This window comes from Amycolatopsis sp. FBCC-B4732, from assembly GCF_023008405.1.
GTDB classification, from domain to species: Bacteria; Actinomycetota; Actinomycetes; order Mycobacteriales; family Pseudonocardiaceae; genus Amycolatopsis; species Amycolatopsis pretoriensis_A.
In genome coordinates this window covers 3,976,783-4,000,611 of the sequence record NZ_CP095376.1, presented here as the reverse complement: position 1 = coordinate 4,000,611, position 23,829 = coordinate 3,976,783, and the positions used below count along the sequence as shown (strand labels likewise).

Genomic DNA, 23,829 nt, shown 5'->3' with positions numbered 1-23,829 from the left:
CGCCGCGCGGGTCGGGCGTGGGCCAGAATCGGCGGTGTGCAGTTCGCCATCCTCGGGCCGGTCGAAGCCCGCCGTCCCGATGAGACACCCGTCGCGCTCGGCGGGCCGCAGTTGCGCGGCCTGCTCGCCCTGCTCGCGCTCGAGGCCGGGCGGATCGTCGGTGCCGAACGGCTGATCGACGGCCTGCACGGCGACCACCCGCCCGAGGGGGCCGCCGAGGCGCTGCAGTCCCAGGTCTCGCGGCTGCGCAAGCGCCTCAAGGACGGCGGCGCGCCGGACGGGCTCGTCGAGTTCACCCCCGCCGGGTACCGGCTCGCCGTCGATCCGCAGGACGTCGACCTGCACCGCTTCGAGCGGCTCACCGCGCAGGCGCGGGAAACCGCAGGGACGGAAGCGAAACTCGCGCTCTTCACCGAGGCGCTGGCGCTCTGGCGGGGTCCCGCGCTCGACGGGCTCGCCGACGCGCCGCGCGCGGCCCGGCTCGCCGAGCTGCGGCTGGCCGCGACCGAGGACCGCGTCGACGCGGCGCTCGCGCTCGGGCAACACGACGGGCTCGTCGCCGAACTCCGGGAACTCGCCCGCGAACACCCACTGCGAGAACGGCTCGCCGCCCAGCTCGTGCGCGCCCTGCACGGCAGCGGCCGCTCCGCTGAAGCGCTCTCCGCGTTCGCCGAAGTCCGCGAGCGCCTCGCCGACGAACTGGGCGCCGACCCGTCACCCGAGCTCGCCGACGCGCACACCGCCGTCCTGCGCGGGACGCCCGCGCGCCGGGTTCCGGTGCCGCTCACCGGGTTCGTCGGCCGCGGCGAGCTCGACCGGCTCCGCGCGGCGCTCGGTTCGGCGCGGCTCGTCACGCTCACCGGGCCCGGCGGGGCGGGCAAGACGCGGCTCGCCGTCGAAGCCGCGACCCGCGAAGCCGGCGACGTCTGCTTCGTCGAACTGGCCACGACGACCGAGGTGGCGCCGGCCGTCCTCGTCGCGCTGGGGCTGCGTGAACAGGGTGTCCTGGCGCCGGGTGCGCCCGCGGATCCCGCCGACCGCCTGACCGCCGGGCTCGCCGACCGGTCGCTGCTGCTCGTCCTCGACAACTGCGAACACGTCGTCGCCGATGCCGCGCGGCTGGTCCGGCGGCTGCTCGGGGCCGCTCCCGGCGTGCGCGTGCTGGCCACCAGCCGCGAAGCGCTGGGTCTGACCGGCGAGACGCTGGTCCCGGTCGGCGCCCTGCCCGCCGTCGCCGCCGCGCGGCTGTTCACCGAGCGGGCCGCGGCCGTCGCTCCCGGCGAAGCCCCCGACAGCGAGGCCGTGACGCGGATCTGCGCCGCCCTCGACGGCCTGCCGCTGGCGATCGAACTCGCCGCCGCCCGGCTTCGGACGTTGACCGCCGCCGACGTCGCCGCCCGGCTCGGTGACCGGTTCGGCCTGCTCTCGCGCGGCGAACGGACCGCCGAGCCGCGGCACCGGACCCTGCGCGGTGTCGTCGAGTGGAGCTGGGACCTGCTCGACCCGGGCGAACAGCGGCTCGCCGGCCGGTTCTCGGTGTTCGCCGGTGGTGCGCGGCGGGACGCCGTGGAACGGGTCTGCGCCGTCCCGGACGCCGACGACGTGCTCGCCGGCCTCGTCGAGAAGTCCTTCGTCGAGTTCGGCGGCGGCCGCTACCGGATGCTGGAGACCATCCGCGCCTTCTGCGCCGAGCAGGGGGAAGACGTGCGGGCCGCGCACGCCGCGTACTTCCTCGACCTCGCCCGCGCGGCCGAACCGCAGCTGCGCGGCGCGGACCAGCTGGCCGCGTTGGAGCGGCTGACCGCCGAGCACGCCGAGCTGCACGCGGCCCTGCGCTGGAGCGCGGCCGCGGCCCCGGAACTCGCCCTGCGGCTGATCGCGGCGCTGTCCTGGTACTGGTGGCTGCGCGGCCTGCGCAGCGAGGCGGCGCCGTTCGCGGACGCCGTGCTCGCCGCCGTCGGCCCCGAACCGCCGCCGGGGCTCGCCGAGGAGTACGTCCTCTGCCTCATCCACGCCACCGGCACCGACACCGGGATCGAGCCGATCGTGCAACAGCTGGACGGGCCGCTGCGGCACCCGTACCTCTTCCTGCTGTGGGCCTTTTCCGCGCGCCCCAAGGCGAAGGAGGGCGAACGGCTCGCCGCGCTGATCGGCCCGGACCCCTGGTCGCGGGCGTTCGCGCGGATCGGCGACGGCCTCGGCGCGCAGTACGGCGGCCGGATCGCCGACGCCGAAGCGCACTTTTCCGCGTCGCTGACCGGGTTCCGGGCCCTCGGCGACCGCTGGGGCGCGGCGAGCGCGCTGGAGAAGCTCGCCGAGTTCGCGGACTGGCGCGGCGACCGCACCCGCTTTCGCGAGCTGATGGACGAGTCCGTCCGGCTGGCCGGCGAGCTCGGTGCCTTCGAAGACGCGGCCGACCTGCTCTGCCGCCGCGCGGACGGCGTGCTGCGCGCGGGCGACGCCGAAGCCGCCAAGGCCGACTACGAAGCCGCCGCCGAACAGGCGCGCGGCACACCCCTGACCCTCGCCCGGGCGCGCGGCGGGCTGGGCGAAGTCGCGCGCCGCGCGGGTGACCTGGCCGCGGCCCGCCGCTGGTACACCACGGCGCTCGGCCTGACGACCGGCCCGGTGACCGGCGGCGAGACACGCATCCGGCTCCACACCGGCTTCGGCTGGACGGCGGCGGCCGACGGCGACCTCGACCTGGCGACCGAACTGCACCAGGAGGCGCTCGCGACCGCGCTCGAGCACGCGAACCTGCCCGGCGCGGCCCAGGCGATCGAGGGGCTGGCCGGGGTGCTCGCCGAGCGCGAACAGGACGAGCGGGCGGCGTTCCTGCTCGGCGTGGCGGTCGGGCTGCGCGGCGCGCCGGTCGCCGGGGACGCCGACGTCGAGGGCGTCGTGGCCCGCGTCCGGGCGCGGATCGGCGCCGATGCCTACGCCAATGCGTTCGGCCGCGGCCGGGAAATGCCCCCTGACCAGGCCATCCACGAGCTCGGTCAGCGGCGGTTCGCGCTCGGTTCGTGAACGGTGAGCGGCCGCGCCCAAGCTGCGTGGCATGACGAAGAACATCCTGATCTCCGGCGCCAGCGTCGCCGGCCCCGCCCTCGCCTTCTGGCTGCACCGCCACGGCTTCCGCGCCACGGTCGTCGAGCGGGCCCCGAGCCTGCGCGAAGGTGGCTACAAGGTCGACATCCGCGGCGTCGCCGTCGACGTCGTCCGCCGGATGGGGCTGCTGGACGAGGTGCACTCGGCGAGCACCGACATGCGGGGCGCGGCGTTCGTGGACAAGCGCGGCAAGCAGATCGCCACCCTCGACGCCGGCACGTTCGGCTTCCGCCACGGCGACGACACGGAGATCCTCCGCGGCGACCTGGCGAAGATCCTCTACGACGCGACCCGCGAGCACACCGAGTACGTCTTCGGCGACTGGATCACCGGGCTCGACCAGCGCCCCGACGGCGTCGAGGTGACCTTCGCCCACGGCGCCCCGCGGAAGTTCGACCTGGTGGTCGGCGCCGACGGCCTGCACTCCGGCGTCCGCGCGCTCGCGTTCGGCCCGGAGGAGGACTTCCTGCGCCGGTTCGACGCCTACATCTCGATCTCGACGGTGCCCAACACGTTCGAGCTGGACCGCTGGGAGCTGCTGCACTCGGCGGCCCCGGGCAAGATGGTCAACGTCTACAGCACGGCCCGCGCCGACGACGCCAAGGCGGCGTTCTGGTTCAGCGCCCCGCCGCTGACCTACGACCGGCGCGACGTCGAGGCCCAGAAGGACCTGGTGGCCGGCCAGTTCGAGGGTCTGGGCTGGGAGGTTTCGTCGCTGCTCGAAGCGATGCGCGAGGCGGGCGACTTCTACTTCGACCCGGTGTGCCAGATCGTCATGGACCGCCTGTCCACCGGCCGGGTGACACTGCTCGGCGACGCGGGCTACTGCGCGTCCCCGGCTTCGGGCCAGGGCACGAGCTTGGCGCTGGCCGGCGCGTACGTCTTGGCGGGCGAGCTGGCCGCCTCGGACGACTTCGCCTCGGCGTTGTCCCGCTACGACGCGGAAATGCGGCCGTTCATCGAGAAGAACCAGGCACTGGCGAAGGCGGCGCTGCGGGGGATCATCCCGCAGTCGCGGGCGTTCGCGTGGATCAACACCCGGATGATCAAGCTGATGCCGTATCTGCCGGGCCGCAACCGGGTGCTGGAGCAGATGGCCCGCCCGATCCGCGAGGCGGCGAACGCCTTGGTGCTGAAGGAGTTCAGCGCTTCAGCGGATCGTGCCCCCAGTTCATGAGCGAATGCCGCCAGGTGCCGGTGCACGCAGCCGACGACCTTGCGCGTCTCGGTGAGGTCATCCCCGTCGAGGTCGCCTTCCCTGGTTTCGAGGATCGCGATGATCTTCCGCCCTTCCGGACGGGTACCCGGCAAGATCGCGGGTACTCGCCCGGGCAGGAGGTGTCCGATGAGCGAGGACTTCAAGAAGGGCGACCGCGTGCGGTGGGACGCGGGCAACCAGAGTTCGGTCGGGACGGTCGAGGAGAAGATCACCGAGGACACGCACGCCGGCAAGCGGGACGTGAAGGCGTCGCCGGACGAGCCGCAGTACCTGGTGAAGAGCGAAAAGACCGGGAAGACCGCCGTGCACCACCCGGACAAGCTGCACAAGGCCTAAAGCGCGGCCTTGACCTTGGCCGCGACCTCGGTCAGCTCCTCGCGGGTCCGCACCCGCCAGTCGGCGTCCATGACGAACCCGTCGCCGGCGTGGCGGGGGATCACGTGCAGGTGGACGTGGGGGATCTCCTGGCCCGCGGCCTTGCCGTCGGCCAGGAACAGGTTGATGCCCTCGCACGGCAGATCGGTCCGGCGCAGCGCCGCGGCCAGCGTGTGCGCGACGGTGAACAGGCGGCCGCCCGTCTCGGCGGGCAGCGAGGCCAGGTCCGCGTGGTGCGCGCGGGGCAGGACGAGCAGGTGCCCGGTGGTGACCGGCCGCAGGTCGACGATGGCGACGAAGTCGTCGTCCTCGTGCACGAACGCCGCCGGGGCGGCGCGGGTGGCGATGGCGCAGAAGATGCACTTGCCGCTGTCGGTGGTCGCCGGCATCCGCTTGAGTTCACCCATGGGGGTGAGCCTAGGCCTCGCCCAGCCAGTGGTGCAGCGCCCACCACGACCGCACCGCGTCCAGGACTCCGCCGCCGCTGTTCTCCGCCAGCGCCAGCGGTGTCAGCTCCGCCAGCCGGTCCAAGCGGTAGCGGACCGTGTTCGGGTGCAGGTGCAGCGCCTCCGCCGTCGTGCGCAGGCGCTGGCCGTGGTCGAGGTACGCCAGTGCCGTCGCCGCCAGTTCGCGGTGGAACGGGTTCGCCGGGTCCAAAGCCCCGAGCACCGACGTCGTGAGCAGGTCGGCGAGCAGTGGCTGCGCGGCCAGTGCGAGGCCGCCCGCCAACGTCGTCAGGTCGTGGTGGCCGGGGCCCGCCAGCCGCGCCGCCGCCGTGCAGAGGTCGTGGACCGGGCGCAGGGCGGGCAGCGCCACCGCGGGCGCGACGACCAGCACGACGCCGGCGGCCGGCTCGACGACGGGCGCCCGGGCCGCCAGCCCGGTGAGCCTGCCTTCCACCAAGCCGTAGACGCCGCCGAACTCCAGCAGCGCCTGCTCCAGCGTGCGGGCCCGCGCCGGATCGCTGACGTCGGAAACCACGCAGTGGTACCGGCCTTCGGGAAGCAGTCCCGCCTGCCGGAGCTCCTCCGGCGTCGGCGGGTGCCCGGCGAGCAGCAGGGTGCGCAGCAGCTGGGTGCGCGCGTCGCGGACGGTGCGCGACAGCTGGAGCTCGGCCGCGTGGTAGCCCTTGACGATGTGGCGTTCCAGCGCGCCGGTGTAGCGCTCGGCGGCCAGGACCGTCTCGAGGATGACGTCGTCGGGCAGGCCCGCCGCGCGGCAGCGTTCGACGGCGACGCGCGCCGCGAGCGTCCGGCCCGCCTGGACCCCGCGCAGCAGGTCGGTGAGCGGGACACCCTGCTCGGCGCGGTCGGCGCCCAGCTTCTCCGCCGTCGTGTAGTCGGCGGTGGCGGGGTTGGTCGTGGCCCGCAGCGCCGCCGAAAGCAGGAACCGGACGTGGCGGCGGTTCTCGGCTTCCGGCAGCCGCGCGACCCCGGGCGACTCGGTGCGCGCGGCCCGCACCAGCTCGTCCAGCACGGTCTCGTCCGCGGCCATCGCGTCGAGCACCTGCCGGAGCAGCGGCAACGCCGGCACGGCACCTCCCGGGCCCGTTGTGGCACGGCCACAACACCGCGCCCGCGATGTTGGCCGAGCGGCCCTACCGGAGTGGCTCCGGGGGCCGGTTATCGTGGCGATACCGGACAGTAACCCCTCAACCGCGCCAAAGCCATCGAAGTCCCCGCCGCACCTCTTCAGCGTCGAAAGGTGTTCCCCGTGCGCACTTCCCCGATCCGACGGCGGTCGTACCTCTCGCGCGTGGCGTACGCGCTCTCCGCCGCCGCCCTGCTGGCGACCGGCGCCGCGGTACCCGCGACCGGCGCCCCCGCGGCCCTGCGGGAGGTGATGTTCGTCGGCAACAACTGGGAAGGGACGGCCGACGTCATCCAGTCGCGGGGCTCCTTCGCCCGCATCGGGCGCGTGAACATCATCCCGGACAAGGACGACCGGCTGCGGGAGATCTACCTCAACCCGATCAAGCTGGCGTTCTTCCTCGGCATCCGCAACGGGCCCGGCGAAGGCCACGACCAGTTCGTCGACGACATGTACACCACCCCGGACGGCGGTTCGGTGGTGGCGTCGCGGCCCAGCTTCGCCGACGTCGTGTCGATCAGCCTCACCACCGGCCGGGTCAACTGGCGCTTCCCGGTCTCGGGCTTCCGCTCCGACCACATGGCGGTGTCGCCGGACGGGCGCCGCGTCGCCGTGTCCGCCTCGACGTCCAACACCGTGCACGTGCTGGACATCGTCACCGGGCAGCAGGTCGGCTCCTTCGCCACCGGCGACAAGCCGCACGAGAACGTCTTCACCGACGGCGGCCGCTCCCTCTGGAACATGTCGATCGGCGAGGTCAACACCGACCTCGACGACCCGGCCTGGGACTTCACCAAGGGGGACCGGCGCATCACCGTCGTCGACGCCGCCACCTTCGCCCAGGTCAAGGTGATCGACATGCGCCAGCGCCTCGACGCCTTCGGGCGGCGGGACCTGTCCGACGCCGTGCGGCCGGTGGCGTTCACCCCGGACGGGTCGAAGCTGTACTTCCAGGTCTCGTTCTTCAACGGCTTCCTGGAGTACGACGTCGCGACCGACAAGATCACGCGGCTCAAGGAACTGCCGAAGAACCCGGCGACCAGCGACGACCGCAAGACCTTCGTCAACGACTCCCGCCACCACGGCATGTCGATGAGCCCGGCGGGCGACAAGCTCTGCATCGCGGGCACCATGGACGACTACGCCACCGTCGTCGACCGCGCGACGCTGCAGCAGGGCACGCTGGTCCCGGCGGTCAAGCCGTACTGGGCCACGGTCAGCGGCGACGGCACCGCCTGCGTGATCTCGGAGGCCGGCGCCGACCAGGTCACCGCGATCGACTTCGCGACGGGCCAGAAGCGCGTCTCGGTCCCGGTCGGCGACCACCCGCAGCGGGTGCGCATCGGCCACGTGCCCGAAGGCTGGACCGGCCCGAACGCCTGACCGCGCGCGGCGTGGTTCGTCCGCCCGGACGGACCACGCCGCCCGGCTTCGTCGTCCCGCACCAACGCCCGGGCCCGGAATCCTCCTAACGTCACCGAGATCGGCGACGACGAGGAGGCAGCGGGTGCGGACACTCTTGCGGGGCGGCCGGGTCGTCGACCCGGGTAGCGGGTTCGACGGCGTCGCCGACGTGCTCGTCGGCGACGGCGCGATCGAAGCCGTGGGCGCGAACCTGAGCGCGCCGGACGCCACCGAGGTCGACGTGACCGGGCTCGTCGTCGGGCCCGGGTTCGTCGACCTGCACAGCCACGTGCACTCGGTCGCCGGGCAGCGGCTGCAGGCCATGGACGGCGTCACCACCGCGCTCGACCTCGAAGCCGGCCTGATGCCCGTCGAGCGGGCGTACGCCGAGGCCGCCGCGGCCGGGCGGCCGCTGCACTACGGGTTCTCCGCCTCCTGGGGCGCGGCCCGCGCGCAGGTGCTCGCCGGGATCGCGCCCGACGCGAGCATCGGCAGCGGCCTGGCCGTGCTCGGGAACCCGCGGTGGCAGCGGAGTTCCTCCGCGGTGGAACTCCGGACCTGGCTGTCCCTTTTGGATGGTGAACTGGCGAAGGGCGCGCTGGGCATCGGTGTCCTGATGGGGTACGCGCCCGCCACCGAGCCCGGGGAGTTCCTCGCCGTCGCGCACCTCGCCGCGAAGGCCGGCGTGCCGACCTACACGCACGTCCGCGAGCTGGTCGAGGTCGACCCCGCGATCCCGGTCGACGGCTCGGTGGAAATCGCCGTCGCCGCCGGGGAAACCGGGGCCGCGATGCACCACTGCCACGTCAACAGCACCTCCGGCCACCACGTCGACCGCGTCCTCGCCACCCTGGACAACGCCCGCCGCGAGGGGTCCCGCGTCACCGTCGAGGCCTACCCCTACGGCGCCGGCAGCACCGCCGTCGGGGCCGCGTTCATCGAGCCGGACCGCCTGCGGATGAAGGGACTCCGCCCGTCGAGCGTGGTGATCCTGGAAACGGGGGAGCGCGTCCGCGACGAAGCCCGTCTCCGGCAGATCCGGGAAACCGACCCGGGTGCGCCCTGCCTGCTGGAGTTCCTCGACGAGACCGATCCCCGCGACCGCGGCCTGCTGCACCAGGCCCTCGCCTTCCCCGACGCGATCGTCGCCAGCGACGCGATGCCGGTGTACTGGCCGGACGGCCGTACCGAAAGCACCGGCTGGCCGCTGCCGCCGGGCGGGACGACGCACCCGCGAACCGCCGGGACCTTCGCCAAGACCCTGCGGCTGATGGTCCGCGAAACCGGCACCTGGAGCTGGCTCGAAGCGTTCCGCCGCTGCGCCTACCTGCCTTCGCGGCTCCTCGACGACGTCGCGCCCGCCGCCCGCGGCAAGGGCCACCTCGCACCGGGCGCGGACGCCGACCTCGTCGTCCTCGACCCGGCCCGGATCACCGACACCGCGACCTACACCGACCCGACCCGGCCCTCGCAGGGCGTGCAGCACCTCTACGTCGCCGGCGTTCCCGTGGTCAGCGAAGGAGAACTCGACGTGGCAGCGCTGCCCGGCAAGCCGCTGCGGGGTGAGCCGAAGTGATCGACGACATCGAGGCGCTCGTCCGCTGCGAATCCCCGTCGGAGGACCACGAAGCCGTCGCGCGCAGCGCCGAGGTCGTCGCCGCGATCGGGCGGCGGCTGCTCGGGACCGAGCCGGAACGGATCGTCACCGACGGCTGCACGCACTTGCGGTGGCGCTTCGGCGAGCCGAGGGTCCTGCTGCTCGGCCACCACGACACCGTGTGGCCACTGGGTTCCCTGCGCACCCACCCGTTCGAGGTCCGTGCCGGCGTCCTGCGCGGGCCCGGCTGCTTCGACATGAAGGCCGGCGTCGTGATGGCCCTGCACGCCGCCGCCGCGCTGCCCGACCGGGACGGCCTCTCGATCCTCATCACCGGCGACGAAGAGATCGGCTCGCCGCGGTCCCGGCCGCTGATCGAGGACGAGGCCAAGAGCTGCGACGCGGTGTTCGTGCTCGAAGCGTCGGCCGACGGCGGGGCGCTGAAGACCCGCCGCAAAGGCGTTTCCCGGTACTGGATCGAGGTCGAAGGCCGTGCCGCGCACGCCGGGCTCGAACCGGAAAAGGGCGTCAACGCCGGGATCGAGGTGGCCCACCAGATCCTCGCGGTGGCCGCGCTCGCCGACCCGGCGCGGGGCACCACCGTCGTCCCGACCGCGCTCACCGCCGGGACGACCACGAACACCGTGCCCGCCGCGGCGAGCGTCGCGGTCGACGCCCGCGTGTGGGACACCGGGGAGCAGGCCCGCGTCGACCGGGCCGTGCGGAGCCTGACGCCGGTCGTCGACGGCACGCGGATCCGCATCGGCGGCGGCATCAACCGGGCCCCGCTCGACGGACCCGCGTCGGAGCAGCTCTTCGCGCTGGCCACCGAACTCGCCGCCGGCCTCGGTCTCGGGCCGCTCACCGAAGCGGCCGTCGGCGGGGCGTCCGACGGCAATTTCACCGCGGGGCTGGGCATTCCGACGCTCGACGGCCTCGGCGCCGTCGGCGGGGGAGCCCACGCCGACGACGAGCACGTCCTCGTCGCGGAACTGCCCCGCCGCACCGAACTGGTCCGCAGGCTCGCCGAAACCGTGCTGGCGCGGGGAAGTTCGTCCGCGCCGACGAACGCGCGGGGCGAATCCGGTGCGGCACAACGGTGACCGGCGGGCCGGGTCCGGAGAGGATCGTCAGCGTGACTGAAGTCGTGACGAACACAGCCCCGCCGCTGCGGGACGAGGCGGCCGCCGCCGCGGCCACCGCCGCCACGGCCTCGGGGGTCGCCGTCCGGACCCTGGCCGAGGTCGCCGACCTGGCCGCCGTGACCCGGCTCTTCGAGTCGATCTGGCGCCCCGAACCGGGAAACCAGCCGGTGACCGCCGAACTGCTGCGCGCCATGGTCTCGGCGGGCAACTACGTCGGGGGCGCCTTCGACGGGCCCGAGCTGCTCGGCGCCTGCTTCGGGTTCTTCGGCGGCCCGGCGAAGGGAGGACTGCACAGCCACATCGCCGGCGTCGCCACGAGCGGGCACGGCCGCGGCATCGGCTTCGCGCTCAAGCTGCACCAGCGCGCGTGGGCGCTGCGCCAGGGCGTCGACGAGATCTCCTGGACGTTCGACCCGCTGGTGCGCCGCAACGCCCACTTCAACCTGACCAAGCTCGCCGCCCGCCCGGCGCACTACCTGCCCGACTTCTACGGCCCGATGCGCGACGGCATCAACGGCGCCGGCGACACCGACCGGCTGATGGCCGTCTGGGACCTGGCGAGCCCGCCGGTGCGGGCGGCCGCGGGCGGTGTCCCGGCCGGCGCGGACGCCACCGCGCTGCGCAAGCAGGGGGCCGCGGTCGCACTGGCGGCGGACGCCGGCGGCGGACCGGTCACCGGCCCCGCGGACGCCCCCGTCGTGCTGGTCGCCGTCCCGGCGGACATCGAGGCGCTCCGGCGCACCGACCCGGGCCTGGGCCGCGCGTGGCGGGTCGCGCTGCGGGACGTCCTGGGCGGCTTGATGACCGGCGGGGCGTCGGTCACCGGATTCGATCGTGCCGGCTGGTACGTGGTCGCGAAGGAGCACGCGTCGTGAAACTGACCGGGGTGGAACTGCTGCGCGTCCGGATGCCGCTGGTGGCACCGTTCCGGACGTCGTTCGGCACGCAGGCCGAGCGCGAACTCCTGCTCCTGCGGGCGGTGACGTCCGAAGGCGAGGGCTGGGGCGAGTGCGGCGCGATGGTCGACCCGCTCTACTCCTCGGAGTACGTCGACGGCGTCGAGCACGTGCTGCGCACCTTCCTCGTGCCCGCGCTGCTGGCCGCCGGCGACCTGACCGCGAACAAGGTCGCGCCGCTGCTGGCGAAGTTCAAGGGCCACCGGATGGCCAAGGGCGCACTGGAGATGGCGGTCCTCGACGCCGAACTGCGCGCCCACGGCGTCTCCTTCGGCACCGCGCTCGGGTCCACGAAGGACTCGGTGCCGTGCGGGGTGTCCGTCGGCATCATGGACACGATCCCGAAGCTGCTCGACGTCGTCGCCGGGTACCTCGACGACGGGTACGTCCGGATCAAGCTGAAGATCGAACCCGGCTGGGACGTCGAGCCGGTCCGCGCGGTCCGCGAACGCTTCGGGGACATCCTGCTGCAGGTCGACGCGAACACCGCGTACACGCTCTCGGACGTGCCGCAGCTGCAGCGGCTGGACCCGTTCGAGCTGCTGCTGATCGAACAGCCCCTGGAAGAGGAAGACGTGCTCGGCCACGCCGAACTGGCCAAGCACATCCGGACACCGATCTGCCTGGACGAGTCCGTCGTCTCGGCGCGCTCGGCCGCCGACGCGATCAAGCTCGGTGCCTGCCGGATCGTCAACATCAAGCCGAGCCGGGTCGGGGGCTACCTCGAAGCGCGGCGGGTGCACGACGTCTGTGCCGCGCACGGCATCCCCGTCTGGTGCGGCGGCATGATCGAGACCGGGCTCGGCCGGGCCGCCAACGTCGCGCTCGCGTCGCTGCCCGGGTTCACCCTGCCGGGCGACACCTCGGCGTCGGACCGCTTCTACCGCACCGACATCACCGAGCCGTTCGTCCTCGAAGCGGGCCGGCTGCCCGTGCCGTCCGGTCCCGGCCTCGGCGTGACGCCGATCCCGGAGCGGCTGGCCGAGGTGACGACCGCGAAGGCGTGGCTCGCGGCCTGACCGCGGGCCGCACGACCGGACAGTCCACAACGGACGGAGGGTTCCATGGAGTCAGCCGAACAGGTGCTCGGCCGCTGGGCGGCCGAGGCCGGGGTACGAGCCCGCTCGCTCGCGACCGGGGCCGCCGTCACCGCGTCCCGGGTCAAGGTCCTGGTCGTGGTGCGGTACGCGGCGGTGCGGGCCGAGGTGGGCCACCGGCTGCGGGCGGTTCGTCGCCCGCGATGAAAGTTTCCCCGGGTCTCGTCGGTTTCGACGAACCGGCCGCCCCGGGACCCGTCCTAGCATCCCCGAATCGCCGGTTCCCCACCGTCGCCACGAGAGGCAACCATGTCGAAGCTCACCGAACTCTCCGCCTGGCTGGACAGCCGGCTCCCCGCCCTGCTGGCCGAACACGGAGTGCCCGGCGCATCCGTCGCCGTGTACGCCGGTGGTGAGATCATCGACCACGCGGCCGGGGTGCTCAACAAGGGCACCGGCGTCGAGGCCGACGTCGATTCGCTGTTCCAGATCGGGTCCATCACCAAGATCTGGACGACCACCCTGGCCCTGCAGCTGGTCGACGAAGGCCGTCTCGACCTCGACCAGCCGGTCCGGACGTACCTGCCCGAGTTCAAGATCGCCGACGAAGACGCAGCCGCGCGGATCACCGTCCGGCAGCTCATGTGCCACACCTCCGGCTTCGAAGGCGACATCTTCACCGACACCGGCCGCGGCGACGACTGCGTCGAGAAGTACCTGGCCACCCTGCACGACGTCCCGCAGCTGTTCGCGCCCGGCGAGATGTTCTCCTACAACAACGCCGCGTTCTGCGTCCTCGGCCGGGTCGTGGAAGTGCTGCGGGGCAGGTCCTACAACGACTGCCTGGCCGAGTACCTGTTCGTCCCCTTGGGACTGACGCACGCCGCCGCGAGCCCGTACGAGGCCATCCGGTTCCGGGCCGCGCTCGGGCACCTGACGCCGGAGCCCGGCGCCGACCCCGAACCCGCCGGCGTCTGGGCGCTGGCACCGTCCAACGCCCCGGCCGGCGCGATGCTCGCCATGCGCCCGCGGGACCTGGTGACGTTCGCCGCGATGCACCTGCGTGACGGCGAAGGCGCCGACGGCACCCGGGTGCTCAGCGCGGAAAGCGCCCGCGCGATGCGGGAACGCACCGTCGAACTGCCCGACCTCGGCCTGATGGGCGACGCGTGGGGCCTCGGCTGGTCGCTGTTCGACTGGGACGGCGGCGCGGTCGTCGGCCACGACGGCGGCACGATCGGCCAGTCGTCCTTCCTGCGCCTGGCTCCGGAGCACGGCGTCGCGGTGGCGCTGCTGACCAACGGCGGCAACCCGATCGCCCTCTACACCGAGATCGTCGGCCACCTGCTCAGGGAACTGACCGGCATCGAGCTCGCGGTGCCGCCGGTGCCGAACCCGGAGGCGCCGCGCATCGACGCCGCGCGATACGTCGGCGAGTACTCGTCCTCGGTCGCGGACATCGTGGTCAGCCAGGACGACGACGGCCGCGTCTGGGTCGAGCGCGTCCCGAAGGGGATCTTCGCGGAGCTGGCCAAGCCGGAGAAGACCGAGCTGGTCGCGATGAACGGCGACACGCTGATCCTGGCCGAGCCGATGCAGGGCATGTACCTGCCGCACGCGTTCGTCGGCGACGACGGCACCGGGCGCGCGCTGTACCTGCACACCGGCCGCGCCGATCGGCGGGTGCGCGCGTGAGCCCGGTCGAAGCGAGGATCGCGGACGTCTTCACCGCGGCCGGCGCCCGCGGGTTCGTGCACGCGCGGGAGCTCGGCGGCGAGGCCGAGGTGGCCGTCGGCGCGGACGACCCGGTGGTGCTCGCGTCGGTGTTCAAGATCCCGGTCGCCGTCGCCTACGCGCGGGAGGTCGTGGCCGGGCTGCTGGACGAAACCGCGCGGACCCGCGTCGGGAAGCGCTACCGTATCGGCGGGATCGGCACCGCCGGCTGCGCCGACGACGTCGAGCTGAGCTGGCGCGACCTCGCGCTGTTCATGCTGACCATGAGCGACAACGCGGCCACCGACGTCATCTTCCACCGCGTCGGCCAGGCCGCCGTCGACCGCGTCCTCGCCGACCTCGGCCTGGAGCGCACCCGCCTGATCGGCTGCTGCGAAGACCTTTTCGCCTCGGTGCTCGCGGACCTGGGCGCGTCCGACGACTCCGACCTCGAAGCGGTGTTCGCCGGCGCGAGCCCCGAACAGATCTGGAAGCTCGCGGCGCTCGACCCCGAGCGGACGTCGTCGTCCACGCCCCGGGAGACCACGACGCTGCTCGAAGCGATCTGGACCGGCCGGGCCGCCGAACCGGCCGCGTGCGAGCGGGTGCGCACGATCATGGCGCAGCAGATCTGGCCGCACCGGATCTCCTCCGGGTTCGGCTCGGACGTCGCGGTCGCGGCCAAGACCGGCACCCTGCCCGCCGTCCGCAACGAAGCCGGCGTCGTGTCCTTCCCGGACGGCCGCCGGTTCGCCGTCGCGGTCTTCACCCGCGCGGACTCCCTGGCCGAGCGGCAGCCCGCCGTCGACGCCGCCATCGGCAAGGCCGCCCGCCTCGCCGTGGACCACCTCCGGAAGGAAACGCCATGACCAGGACTCGGACGGCGGGGGTCGTGCTCGGGGTGCTCGCGCTCACCGCGACCGCCTGCGGGGGATCGGGAAGCGCCGGGAGCGGGGACGGGACGCCGGTCGACGGCAAGACGTTCAGCCTCGGCGTCGGCTCCGACCCCGGCAGCCTCGACCCGCACATGACCGTGCTCTCGGTGGCCCTCCAGGTCGACCGGTTCCTCTACGACACGCTCCTGAACCTCGACGACGCCGGCAAGCCGGTCGCCGGGCTGGCCGCGAAGTGGGAAGCGTCGACGACGACCGCGTCCTTCACCCTCCGCCAGGGCCTCACGTGCGCCGACGGCAGCCCGCTGACCGCCGCCGACGTCGCGGCCAACATCAACTTCATCGGCGACCCGGCGAACAAGTCGCCCATCGCCGGCCTCTACATCGCGCCGGGGACCAAGGCGACCGCGGACGAGGCGACCCGCACGATCTCCGTCACCAGCGGCAAGCCGGACGCCTTCCTGGCCCGCAACGTCGGCGGGGTGCCGATCGCCTGCGCCAAGGGGCTCGCGGACCGGAAGCTGCTCGCCAAGGGCGAGGCCGGCACGGGGATGTTCACCGTCGCCGAGTCCGTGCCCAACGACCACTACACGTTCACCCGCCGCAAGGACTACGCGTGGGGCCCCGGCGACTGGAAGGCGGAGCCGGGCCTGCCGGACAAGGTCGTCGTGCGGGTCATCCAGAACACCACGACCGCCACCAACCTGCTGCTGTCCGGCGAGCTGAACGCGGCCCAGATCAACGGACCGGACCGGCAGCGGCTGGACGGGCGCAAGCTCTTCCACGTCGACTTCACGGCCCCGATGGGCGAGGTGTTCTACAACCAGGCGGCCGGGCGGCCCGGGCAGGACGAAGCCGTCCGCCGGGCGCTGACCCAGGCGCTCGACCTGCCCCAGCTCGGCAAGGTGCTGACCAGCGGCGCCGGCCGGCCGTCGCAGGGCATGATCACGAACGAGCCGGAGGTGTGCCCGGGCGACACCGTCACCGGCAACCTGCCGGCCCACGACCCGGCCGCGGCGGCGTCCGCGCTGGACGCCGCGGGCTGGAAGAAGGGCGCGGACGGCGTGCGCGCGAAGGACGGCAAGAAGCTTTCGCTCACCGTCCTCTACGGCACCCAGCTCGGCCCGACGATGGCGCCGACCGCGGAGCTGGTCCAGCAGACGTGGAAGTCGCTCGGTGCCGACGTCGCGCTCAAGGCGGTCGACAGCCCCGGGCTCAGCCAGGTGCTGTTCGGCACCGGCGAGTGGGAGGTCTCCCTCGGCCCGGTCGGGTTCTCATTGCCGAGCCAGCTGGTGCCGTTCGTCTCCGGCCCGGCCGCGCCCGACGGGACGAACTTCGCCCACATCGCCAACCCCGGGTACGACCAGGGTGCGCAGCAGGCGGCGAGCAAGCCCGGCGACGCGAGCTGCGCGGACTGGAACGCGGCGGAGACCGCGCTGATCAAGCGGGTCGACGCGGTGCCCTACTTCGACTCGGTGGTGCCGACCTACGCCAGCGGCGCGAAGTTCGCCCTCAGCCAGGGAAGCTTGACGCCGTCGTCGATCCGGATGCTGGCGAAGTGACCACGGCGGCGGCAGCACCCCGGCTGCGCGGCGGCCCGTGGCCGGCCTTCGCCGCGCGGCGGCTGGCCCGGTTCGCCGTCTCGCTGTGGGCGCTGCTCACCGCGGCGTTCCTGATGATCCACCTGGTCCCCGGCGACCCGGTGCGCGCGTCGCTCGGGATGACCGCGCCCGCCGCGCTGGTGGCGGCGAAACGGGCGGAGCTGGGCCTGGACGACCCGCTGTGGGTGCAGTACGGGCACTACGTGCGCAACCTGCTGACCGGGGACTTCGGGACGTCGATGGCGAGCGGGCAGCCGGTGGCGCAGGTGATCGGCGACCGGCTGCCGTCGACACTGCAGCTGGCGGTGCTCGCCTTCGCGGTCGTGGTCGCCGTCGCCGTCCCGGTGGGCGTCGGCTTCGCGGTGCTCACGCGCGGCGGCCGCCGCCGGGGCGCGGAGCTGGGCTTCACCTCGGTGAGCGTGCTCGTCGCCGCCATCCCCGAATTCCTGATCGGGGTCGGGCTGGTGGCGCTGCTCGCCGTCGGCCTCGGCTGGTTCCCCGTCGCGGGCGCCGACGACGTGAGCGGGTACGTGCTGCCGGTGGCGGCACTGGCGATCGGGCCGGCGGCGGTGCTGGCCCGGATCATCCGGGTCGAGCTGCTTTCCGTGCTGGGCGCCGACTTCGTCCGCACCGCGCGGGCGAAGCGGTTGCCCGCGCGGCTGGTCTACGTCCGGCACGCGCTGCCGAACGCGCTGACCGCGACGCTCACCCTCGGCGGGCTGATGCTGACCTCGATGGTGGCGGGCACGGTCCTGGTGGAGAACGTGTTCGCCTGGCCCGGCCTCGGCTCGACGATCGTGCAGTCGATCGTGACGAAGGACTACCCGCTGGTGCAGGGGATCGTGCTGGTCTACGGCGTCGGCGTGCTGCTGGTCAACCTGCTGGTCGACGTCGTGCTCGGGGTGCTCGACCCCCGCTCGGCGATTCGGGAGGCCTGAGATGGTGCGACGACGTGGTTCGGTGTGGGTCGCGGCCGTGCGCACCCCGGTGGGCGCGTGTTCGGCGGTGCTGCTGGCGGTGGTGATCGTGCTGGCGCTGGTGGCCCCGCTCGTGTGGGGCGACGGCGCCGCGGCGATCGACACCGACGCGATCGGCCAGGGCCCCTCGGGTGCGCACCCGTTCGGCACCGACTCCCTCGGCCGGGACCTGCTGCTCCGCACCCTGGTGGCGACCCGGCTTTCGATCGGGCTCGCGGTCCTCGCGACCGCGATCGGCGTCGGCACCGGGGTCGTGCTCGGGACGCTGCCGTCGGTGCTGCCGCGGTGGGCGGGGCGGCTGCTCGTCGCGGCCGTCGACATCGCGGTGGCGTTCCCCGGCTTGCTGCTGGCGCTGTTCTTCGCGGTGATCTTCGGCGTCGGCACGCAGGGCGCGGTGCTGGCGATCGCGTTCGCGATGGCGCCGGCGTTCGCCCGGCTCGTGCAGACGCTCTCGGCGTCGGTGAGCGGGCGCGACTTCATCGACGCGGCCCGGCTCGCCGGCGTCGGCCGGATCCGGCTGCTGGCCCGGCACGTGCTGCCCAACATCGGGGAACCCCTCGTCGTCAACGCGACCATCGGGGCCGGTTCGTCGCTGCTCGCCTTCGCGGGGCTGTCGTTCCTCGGGATCGGCGTGCAGGCGCCGGACTACGACTGGGGCCGGCTGCTGCGCGAGGGCCTGGACGGCATCTACGTCAGCCCGGTGGCCGCACTCGCGCCCGCCGCGGCGGTGGTGCTCGCCGGGCTGGCGTTCAACCTGGTCGGGGAGACGGTCGCCGCGGTGGTCGGGGTCCGGACGCGCCCGGCCCGGCGCGCGGCGGGCCCGCTGCCGGGGGCCCGGCCCGCGCCCGCCGCCGAAGCGGGCGGCGACGCGGTGCTCGTCGTGGAGAACCTCCAGGTGGCGTTCCCCGGACCGGACGGCTGGACCGTGCCGGTGCGCGGGGTCAGCTTCACCGTCCGCGCGGGCGAAGCGATCGGCGTCGTCGGCGAGTCCGGTTCGGGCAAGAGCCTGACCGCGCTGGCCGTGTCCCGGCTGATCGAAGCACCCGGTGTGGTCACCGCCGACCGGCTCGAGTTCGCCGGGAAGCCCCTGGCGTCGGCTTCGGACCGGGAGCTCGGCACGTCGCTGGCCATGGTGTTCCAGGACCCCATGACGTCGTTCAACCCGGCCCGCCGGGTCGGCGGCCAGCTCGCCGAGGTGTCCGAGCAGCACCACGGCCTGTCGCGGCGCGAGGCGTTCGCCCGCGCGGTCGGGAAGCTGACCGCGGTGCGCGTCCCGGCCGCGGCCCGGCGGGCGCGGCAGTACCCGCACGAGTTCTCCGGCGGCATGCGGCAGCGGGCGATGATCGGCATGGGCCTGATGGGCGAGCCCCGGCTGATCATCGCCGACGAGCCGACGACCGCGCTCGACGTCACCGTGCAGCGGCAGGTGCTGCGCCTGCTCGCCCGCACGCGCGAAGCCGAGGGCGCGGCGATCCTGCTCATCAGCCACGACATCGCCGTCGTTTCCCAGACGTGCGAACGGATGCTGGTGATGTACGCCGGGCGCGTGGTCGAGGACCTGCCGGCCGGCGGCGAGGCCCGGCACCCGTACACGCGGGCGCTGCTGGCCACGACGGTGGACCTCGACACCGACCGCGACGAGCCGCTGGCCGTGATCCCCGGCCGCCCGCCGGCCCCGGACCAGGTGCCGGCCGGCTGCGCGTTCGCCGACCGGTGCCCGCTGGCTTCGGAGCGCTGCCGGACCGAGGACCCCGTGCTCGAACCGGCCGGAGCCGGGCACCGGGTGGCCTGCTGGCACGCCCCGGCCGGTGTCCTTTCCGGACAGTCCCATGAGGAGGGTGCCGCGTGAGCGCATTGGAGTTCGACGCGGTGAGCGTCCGCTACGGCAAGCTGACCGCGGTCGACGGCGTCACCCTGACCGTCCCGTCCGGACAGGTCGTCGGCCTGGTCGGCGAGTCCGGCTCGGGCAAGTCGACCCTCGCCAGGGCGGCGGCCGGGCTCGCCCCGGTCAGCGCGGGCCGGGTCCGGCTCGACGGCACCGACGTGCGGCGGCTGCCCCGGCGGCGCCCGCTGCAGATGGTGTTCCAGGACCCGTATTCGTCGCTGGACCCGCGGATGGCGATCGGCGAGTCGATCGCCGAGGCGATGCCCCGCGGCCCCGGGCGGAAGGCCGAAGTGGCCCGGCTGCTCGAACTGGTGCACCTGGACCCCGATCGGGCGGGGGTGCTGCCCGGTCAGCTGTCCGGCGGGCAGCGGCAACGTGTCGCGCTCGCCCGGGCGCTGGCCGGGCAGCCGGAAGTCCTGATCGCCGACGAGATCACCTCCGCGCTCGACGTCTCGGTGCAGGGCGCGGTGCTCAACCTCGTCCGGGACGTGCAGCGGCGGCTTTCCCTGTCGATGCTGTTCATCTCCCACAACCTCGCCGTGGTGCGGTACGTCAGCGACGTCGTCGCCGTGATGTACCTCGGCCGGATCGTCGAAGCCGGGCCGGCCGAGCAGGTGCTCACCGACCCGCGGCACCCGTACACGAAGGAGCTGCTGGCCGCGGCGCCGTCCGCGCACCGGAACCTGCTCGACGGCGACGACGCCCTCGCCGACACCGAACCCGCCGACCCGCACCACCCGCCGCCCGGCTGCCGCTACCACCCGCGGTGCCCGGTCGGCCCGCTCGTGCACACCGACCGCACCGTCTGCGTCCGCACCGACCCGGCCGCGGGCACCGAGGACCGCCCGCACCGGGCGGCCTGCCACTTCGCCGCGTGAACCCGTTTCCCCCAAGGAGATCCCGCATGACCCGACGTCTGGGCACCGACGACCTGTACGCCCTCGAGTTCCCCGAGCAGCCGGCGATTTCGCCCGACGGCGACCGGATCGCGTACGTGGTGCGCACCGCCGACCGCGACTCCGACGAAGACACCCGCTCGCTGTGGCAGGTCGCCACCGGCGGCGGCCCGGCCCGGCGGCTCACCCGAGGCAAGGCCGACGTCGCCCCGGCGTTCTCCCCGGACGGCACTCGGCTCGCGTTCCTGCGCGCCCAGGACGGCCCGGCGCAGCTGTGGCTGCTGCCCGCCGGCGGCGGCGAACCCGAGCAGGTCACCACGCTCCCGCTCGGCGCGGGCACGCCGGTGTGGCGCCCCGACGGCGCCGAGATCGCCTTCAGCGCCCCGATCGACCTCCACGCCGAAGAGGGTGAGGACCCGGGCGCCCAAGGCCGGCGCGCGCACGCGCCGGTGGTCGCCGACCGCATCGACTTCAAGGCCGACGGCGCCGGGTTCCTGCGCACCCTGCGCAAGCACGTCCACGTCCTCGACGTCGCCACCGGCGAGGTCCGCCGGGTGACGTCGGGTGACTGGCACGCGGGCGACCCGGCCTGGTCGCCGGACGGCGCGAAGCTGGCCTTCCCCGCGGGCCGGGACGCCGACGGCGACCTGACCTTCCGGTCGGGCGCCTACGTCCTCGACGCCGGCGACCGCTCGGCCGAACCGGAGCTGGTGGGCTCGGGCGAGGGCATGTGCGGGACGGTCACCTGGACCGCCGACGGCGGCGCGCTGCTCGTCGTCGGCCGCCGCGACACCGCGACGGGCCACGCCGGGCTGCTGCGGGTTCCCCTCGACGGCGGCGAAACCGTCGACCTCGCCGCGTCGCTCGACCGCAACGTCATGCCGGGCGGCGCCGGCTACCCGGGCGCGCTGCCGCAGCTCGCCGGTTCCGAGGTCCTGTTCTGCGTCCGCGACCGCGGGTACACGCACCTCTACGCCGTCGACGTCACCGGCGGCGAGCCGCGGCTGGTCCTGGGCGAAGCCGGGAACGCCGTGGCCGGCCTCAGCGTCGCCGGGGACACCGCGGCGGTCGTGCTGACCACGACGACGTCGTACGGCGAGATCGCGACCGTCGGCGTCGGCGGGGGAGCGGTGGCGGTCCGCACTTCGCACGGTGACGGCGAACTCGAGCTGTTCACCCACGAGGAGCGGGAGTTCACCGTCTCCGACGGCACGGTCGTGCACGGCTGGCTGCTGCGCGACCCGGCCCGCACCGGCCCGCTGCCGCTGCTGCTGGACATCCACGGCGGCCCGCACAACGCGTGGAACGGCACCGCCGACGCCGTGCACGTCTACCACCAGCAGCTCGCCGCCCGTGGCTGGGCGGTGCTGCTGCTGAACCCGCGCGGCAGCGACGGTTACGGCGAAGCGTTCTTCACCGGCGCGGTCGGCGCGTGGGGCCTGGCCGACGCCAAGGACTTCCTCGAGCCGCTGGACGACCTGGTCGCCGAGGGGGTGGCGGACGGGCGGCGGCTCGCCGTGTCCGGCTACAGCTACGGCGGCTACATGACCTGCTACCTGACCAGCCGCGACGACCGGTTCGCCGCGGCGGTCGCGGGCGGCGTCGTCAGCGACCCGGTGAGCATGGCGGGCACGTCCGACGCCGGGCACTTCCTCGGCGTCGCCGAACTCGGCGCGCTCCCCTCGGAAAACCGGGCGCACTACGCGGCGCTTTCCCCGCTGGCGCAGGTGGAAAAGGTGCGCACGCCGACGCTGGTCGTGCACGGCGCGGACGACGACCGGTGCCCGGCCGGGCAGGCCGAGCAGTGGTTCACCGCGCTGCGCGAGCAGGGCGTGCCGGCCCGGCTGGTGCTCTACCCGGGCTCCTCCCACCTGTTCATCCTCGACGGCCGGCCGTCGCACCGCGTGGACTTCAACCGGCGGATCGTGGACTGGGTGGAGCAGCACGCGGGGGAGCCGGGCAAGCCTGCGCGCGTCCCGCTCGACACCGCCCACTGGCGGCGGCGCCTGGCCGAGCTCGCCCGCAAGCACCGCGTGCCCGGGGCGACGCTCGGCATCCTGCGCGGCGACGACGAGGTCGTCGCGAGCTTCGGGGTGCTCAACAAGACCACCGGGGTCGAGGTCACCGACGACTCGGTGTTCCAGATCGGCTCGATCAGCAAGGTGTGGACGGCCACCGTGGCCATGCAGCTGGTCGACGAGGGCCTGCTGAGCCTCGACGCCCCGATCGCTGACGTGCTGCCGGAGCTGCGGCTGGCCGACCCCGACGTCACCAAGAAGGTGACGCTGCGGCACCTGCTGACGCACACCAGCGGCATCGACGGCGACGTCTTCACCGACACCGGCCGCGGCGACGACTGCGTCGAGAAGTACGTCGAGGTGCTGGACCAGGCCGCGCAGACCCACCCGCTCGGGGCGACGCTGTCCTACTGCAACTCGGGGTTCATCCTCATCGGGCGCGTGATCGAGAAGCTCACCGGCAAGACGTGGGACGCGGCTCTGCGCGAGCGGCTGTTCACGCCGCTGGGCCTGACCCGCACGGGCACCCTGCCGGAGGAAGCACTGCTGTTCCGCGCGGCGACGGGCCACGTGGCCAGCGGCGACGGCGACCCGCAGCCGGCCCCGGTGTGGGGCCTCCCGCGCTCGGCGGGCCCGGCCGGCCTGATCACGGCATCGGCGTCGGACGTCCTGGCGTTCGCCCGCATGCACCTGGCGGGCGGCCTCGCCCCGGACGGCTCCCGGGTGCTGTCGGCGGAGTCGGCCGCGGCGATGACCGAAGCGCAGTTCGAGATGCCGGACAAGCACACCCTCGGCGACTCGTGGGGCCTCGGCTGGATCCGCTTCGGCTGGGACGGCCACCGCCTGATCGGCCACGACGGCAACACGATCGGCCAGTCGGCGTTCCTGCGGGTGCTGCCGGACCACGACCTGGCGGTCACGCTGCTGACGAACGGCGGAAGCGCCCACGACCTGTACGAGGAGCTGTACGCGGAGATCTTCGCGGAGCTGGCGGGCGTCTCGATGCCGCGCCCGCTCGAGCCGGCCGCCGAGCCGCCCGCGGTGGACGTCTCGGAGTTCCTGGGCGTGTACGAGCGCGAGTCGATGCGCATCGAGATCCTCACCGAGGAGGGCCGGCTCCGGATCCGCCAGACGGTGACGGGCTCGCTGGCCTCACTGGTACCGGACCCGACGACGGAGGACGACCTGGTCCCGATCGGCCCGGGCCACTTCGCCCACAGCCCGGCGGGCATGAGGGGCTGGGTTTCGGTGACGTTCTACACGCTGCCGACGGGCGAGCGGTACCTGCACAGCGGCGTCCGGGCGACCCCGAAGGTGAAGGAATGAGCCAGGTCACGTCGGGGAACACCCCGGCGCGCGAGGCGTTGTAACGGGTGTCGGTACGGAGGGGTCCCCGGGCCTCACCCCTTGCCTTC

Annotated in this window: 18 protein-coding genes and 1 pseudogene; 16 read left to right on the top strand and 3 right to left on the bottom strand. The window is 73.8% G+C overall.

All coding sequences use genetic code 11. From position 1 onward, the window contains the following. Positions 1–36: 36 nt before the first annotated feature. Together MUY14_RS17270 and MUY14_RS17265 are read left to right on the top strand one after the other, a co-directional pair. Positions 37–3,027 carry a BTAD domain-containing putative transcriptional regulator gene (locus MUY14_RS17270; protein ID WP_247024024.1) on the top strand — a complete coding sequence of 997 codons (2,991 nt, stop codon included), beginning with the start codon at positions 37–39 and terminating at the stop codon, positions 3,025–3,027. A 31-nt stretch (positions 3,028–3,058) separates the two neighbouring features. Continuing rightward, entirely contained in the window at positions 3,059–4,285 is a 1,227-nt protein-coding gene (locus tag MUY14_RS17265) for an FAD-dependent monooxygenase (protein ID WP_247024023.1), read from the top strand. Between the two features lie 56 nt (positions 4,286–4,341). Here the strand turns inward: MUY14_RS17265 and MUY14_RS47130 are convergent. Then, positions 4,342–4,539 (bottom strand): annotated as a pseudogene (locus MUY14_RS47130) (hypothetical protein); the annotation flags it as partial. On the opposite strand from MUY14_RS47130, the gene MUY14_RS17255 reads away from it, so the two are divergent. Continuing rightward, positions 4,454–4,663, top strand: a complete 210-nt coding sequence (locus MUY14_RS17255) for a DUF2945 domain-containing protein (protein WP_247024022.1) — start codon at positions 4,454–4,456, stop codon at positions 4,661–4,663. The pseudogene MUY14_RS47130 and the gene MUY14_RS17255 sit on opposite strands and share 86 nt — an antisense overlap. Here the strand turns inward: MUY14_RS17255 and MUY14_RS17250 are convergent. Both MUY14_RS17250 and MUY14_RS17245 read right to left on the bottom strand, forming a co-directional pair. Continuing rightward, positions 4,660–5,109 carry an HIT family protein gene (locus MUY14_RS17250; protein ID WP_247024021.1) on the bottom strand — a complete coding sequence of 150 codons (450 nt, stop codon included), beginning with the start codon at positions 5,107–5,109 and terminating at the stop codon, positions 4,660–4,662. The two genes, MUY14_RS17255 and MUY14_RS17250, sit on opposite strands and share 4 nt — an antisense overlap. Positions 5,110–5,119: 10 nt before the next feature. Further along, positions 5,120–6,235 carry a helix-turn-helix domain-containing protein gene (locus tag MUY14_RS17245; protein WP_247024020.1) on the bottom strand — a complete coding sequence of 372 codons (1,116 nt, stop codon included), beginning with the start codon at positions 6,233–6,235 and terminating at the stop codon, positions 5,120–5,122. 180 nt (positions 6,236–6,415) lie between these two features. Here MUY14_RS17245 and MUY14_RS17240 point away from each other — a divergent pair, with 180 nt between their 5' ends. From MUY14_RS17240 to MUY14_RS17180, 13 genes are all read left to right on the top strand, one after another. Further along, a complete protein-coding gene (locus MUY14_RS17240; RefSeq protein ID WP_247024019.1) occupies positions 6,416–7,675 on the top strand; it encodes a YncE family protein in 1,260 nt (419 codons plus the stop codon). A gap of 124 nt (positions 7,676–7,799) precedes the next feature. After that, positions 7,800–9,272 carry an amidohydrolase family protein gene (locus tag MUY14_RS17235; RefSeq protein ID WP_247024018.1) on the top strand — a complete coding sequence of 491 codons (1,473 nt, stop codon included), beginning with the start codon at positions 7,800–7,802 and terminating at the stop codon, positions 9,270–9,272. Then, the gene (locus MUY14_RS17230) at positions 9,269–10,396 is read left to right on the top strand and encodes a M20 family metallopeptidase (RefSeq protein WP_247024017.1); all 1,128 of its coding nucleotides are present in this window, start codon (positions 9,269–9,271) and stop codon (positions 10,394–10,396) included. The genes MUY14_RS17235 and MUY14_RS17230 overlap by 4 nt, the downstream gene beginning before the upstream one ends. Positions 10,397–10,428: 32 nt before the next feature. After that, positions 10,429–11,313: a GNAT family N-acetyltransferase gene (locus MUY14_RS17225; protein ID WP_247024016.1), complete on the top strand. Its 885-nt coding sequence runs from the start codon at positions 10,429–10,431 to the stop codon at positions 11,311–11,313. Continuing rightward, a complete protein-coding gene (menC, locus tag MUY14_RS17220) occupies positions 11,310–12,413 on the top strand; it encodes an o-succinylbenzoate synthase (RefSeq protein ID WP_247024015.1) in 1,104 nt (367 codons plus the stop codon). The genes MUY14_RS17225 and menC overlap by 4 nt, the downstream gene beginning before the upstream one ends. Before the next feature lie 45 nt (positions 12,414–12,458). Next, complete coding sequence (locus MUY14_RS17215; RefSeq protein WP_247024014.1) at positions 12,459–12,638, top strand: hypothetical protein; 180 nt, start codon at positions 12,459–12,461, stop codon at positions 12,636–12,638. Positions 12,639–12,740: 102 nt separating this feature from the next. After that, positions 12,741–14,126: a serine hydrolase gene (locus MUY14_RS17210; protein ID WP_247024013.1), complete on the top strand. Its 1,386-nt coding sequence runs from the start codon at positions 12,741–12,743 to the stop codon at positions 14,124–14,126. Further along, positions 14,123–15,013, top strand: a complete 891-nt coding sequence (locus MUY14_RS17205; protein ID WP_247024012.1) for a serine hydrolase — start codon at positions 14,123–14,125, stop codon at positions 15,011–15,013. Before MUY14_RS17210 ends, MUY14_RS17205 begins: the two co-directional genes overlap by 4 nt. Further along, the gene (locus MUY14_RS17200; protein ID WP_247024011.1) at positions 15,010–16,599 is read left to right on the top strand and encodes an ABC transporter substrate-binding protein; all 1,590 of its coding nucleotides are present in this window, start codon (positions 15,010–15,012) and stop codon (positions 16,597–16,599) included. Before MUY14_RS17205 ends, MUY14_RS17200 begins: the two co-directional genes overlap by 4 nt. Continuing rightward, positions 16,596–17,576 carry an ABC transporter permease gene (locus MUY14_RS17195; RefSeq protein ID WP_247024010.1) on the top strand — a complete coding sequence of 327 codons (981 nt, stop codon included), beginning with the start codon at positions 16,596–16,598 and terminating at the stop codon, positions 17,574–17,576. Before MUY14_RS17200 ends, MUY14_RS17195 begins: the two co-directional genes overlap by 4 nt. Position 17,577: 1 nt before the next feature. Beyond that, complete coding sequence (locus tag MUY14_RS17190; RefSeq protein WP_247024009.1) at positions 17,578–19,464, top strand: dipeptide/oligopeptide/nickel ABC transporter permease/ATP-binding protein; 1,887 nt, start codon at positions 17,578–17,580, stop codon at positions 19,462–19,464. Then, positions 19,461–20,378 (top strand): ABC transporter ATP-binding protein, encoded by a 918-nt coding sequence (locus MUY14_RS17185; protein WP_247024008.1) that lies wholly within the window; start codon positions 19,461–19,463, stop codon positions 20,376–20,378. Before MUY14_RS17190 ends, MUY14_RS17185 begins: the two co-directional genes overlap by 4 nt. Positions 20,379–20,404: 26 nt before the next feature. After that, a complete protein-coding gene (locus MUY14_RS17180; RefSeq protein WP_247024007.1) occupies positions 20,405–23,740 on the top strand; it encodes a serine hydrolase in 3,336 nt (1,111 codons plus the stop codon). The last annotated feature ends 89 nt before the right edge of the window (positions 23,741–23,829 follow it).

Bases quoted from the DNA above. Each gene is read 5' to 3' on its own strand.
- MUY14_RS17265 (WP_247024023.1), top strand. From the start codon at position 3,059: ATGACGAAGAACATCCTGATCTCCGGCGCCAGCGTCGCCGGCCCCGCC.
- MUY14_RS17255 (WP_247024022.1), top strand. From the start codon at position 4,454: ATGAGCGAGGACTTCAAGAAGGGCGACCGCGTGCGGTGGGACGCGGGC.
- MUY14_RS17250 (WP_247024021.1), bottom strand. From the start codon at position 5,109: ATGGGTGAACTCAAGCGGATGCCGGCGACCACCGACAGCGGCAAGTGC.
- MUY14_RS17215 (WP_247024014.1), top strand. From the start codon at position 12,459: ATGGAGTCAGCCGAACAGGTGCTCGGCCGCTGGGCGGCCGAGGCCGGG.
- MUY14_RS17210 (WP_247024013.1), top strand. From the start codon at position 12,741: ATGTCGAAGCTCACCGAACTCTCCGCCTGGCTGGACAGCCGGCTCCCC.
- MUY14_RS17200 (WP_247024011.1), top strand. From the start codon at position 15,010: ATGACCAGGACTCGGACGGCGGGGGTCGTGCTCGGGGTGCTCGCGCTC.
- MUY14_RS17190 (WP_247024009.1), top strand. From the start codon at position 17,578: ATGGTGCGACGACGTGGTTCGGTGTGGGTCGCGGCCGTGCGCACCCCG.
- MUY14_RS17180 (WP_247024007.1), top strand. From the start codon at position 20,405: ATGACCCGACGTCTGGGCACCGACGACCTGTACGCCCTCGAGTTCCCC.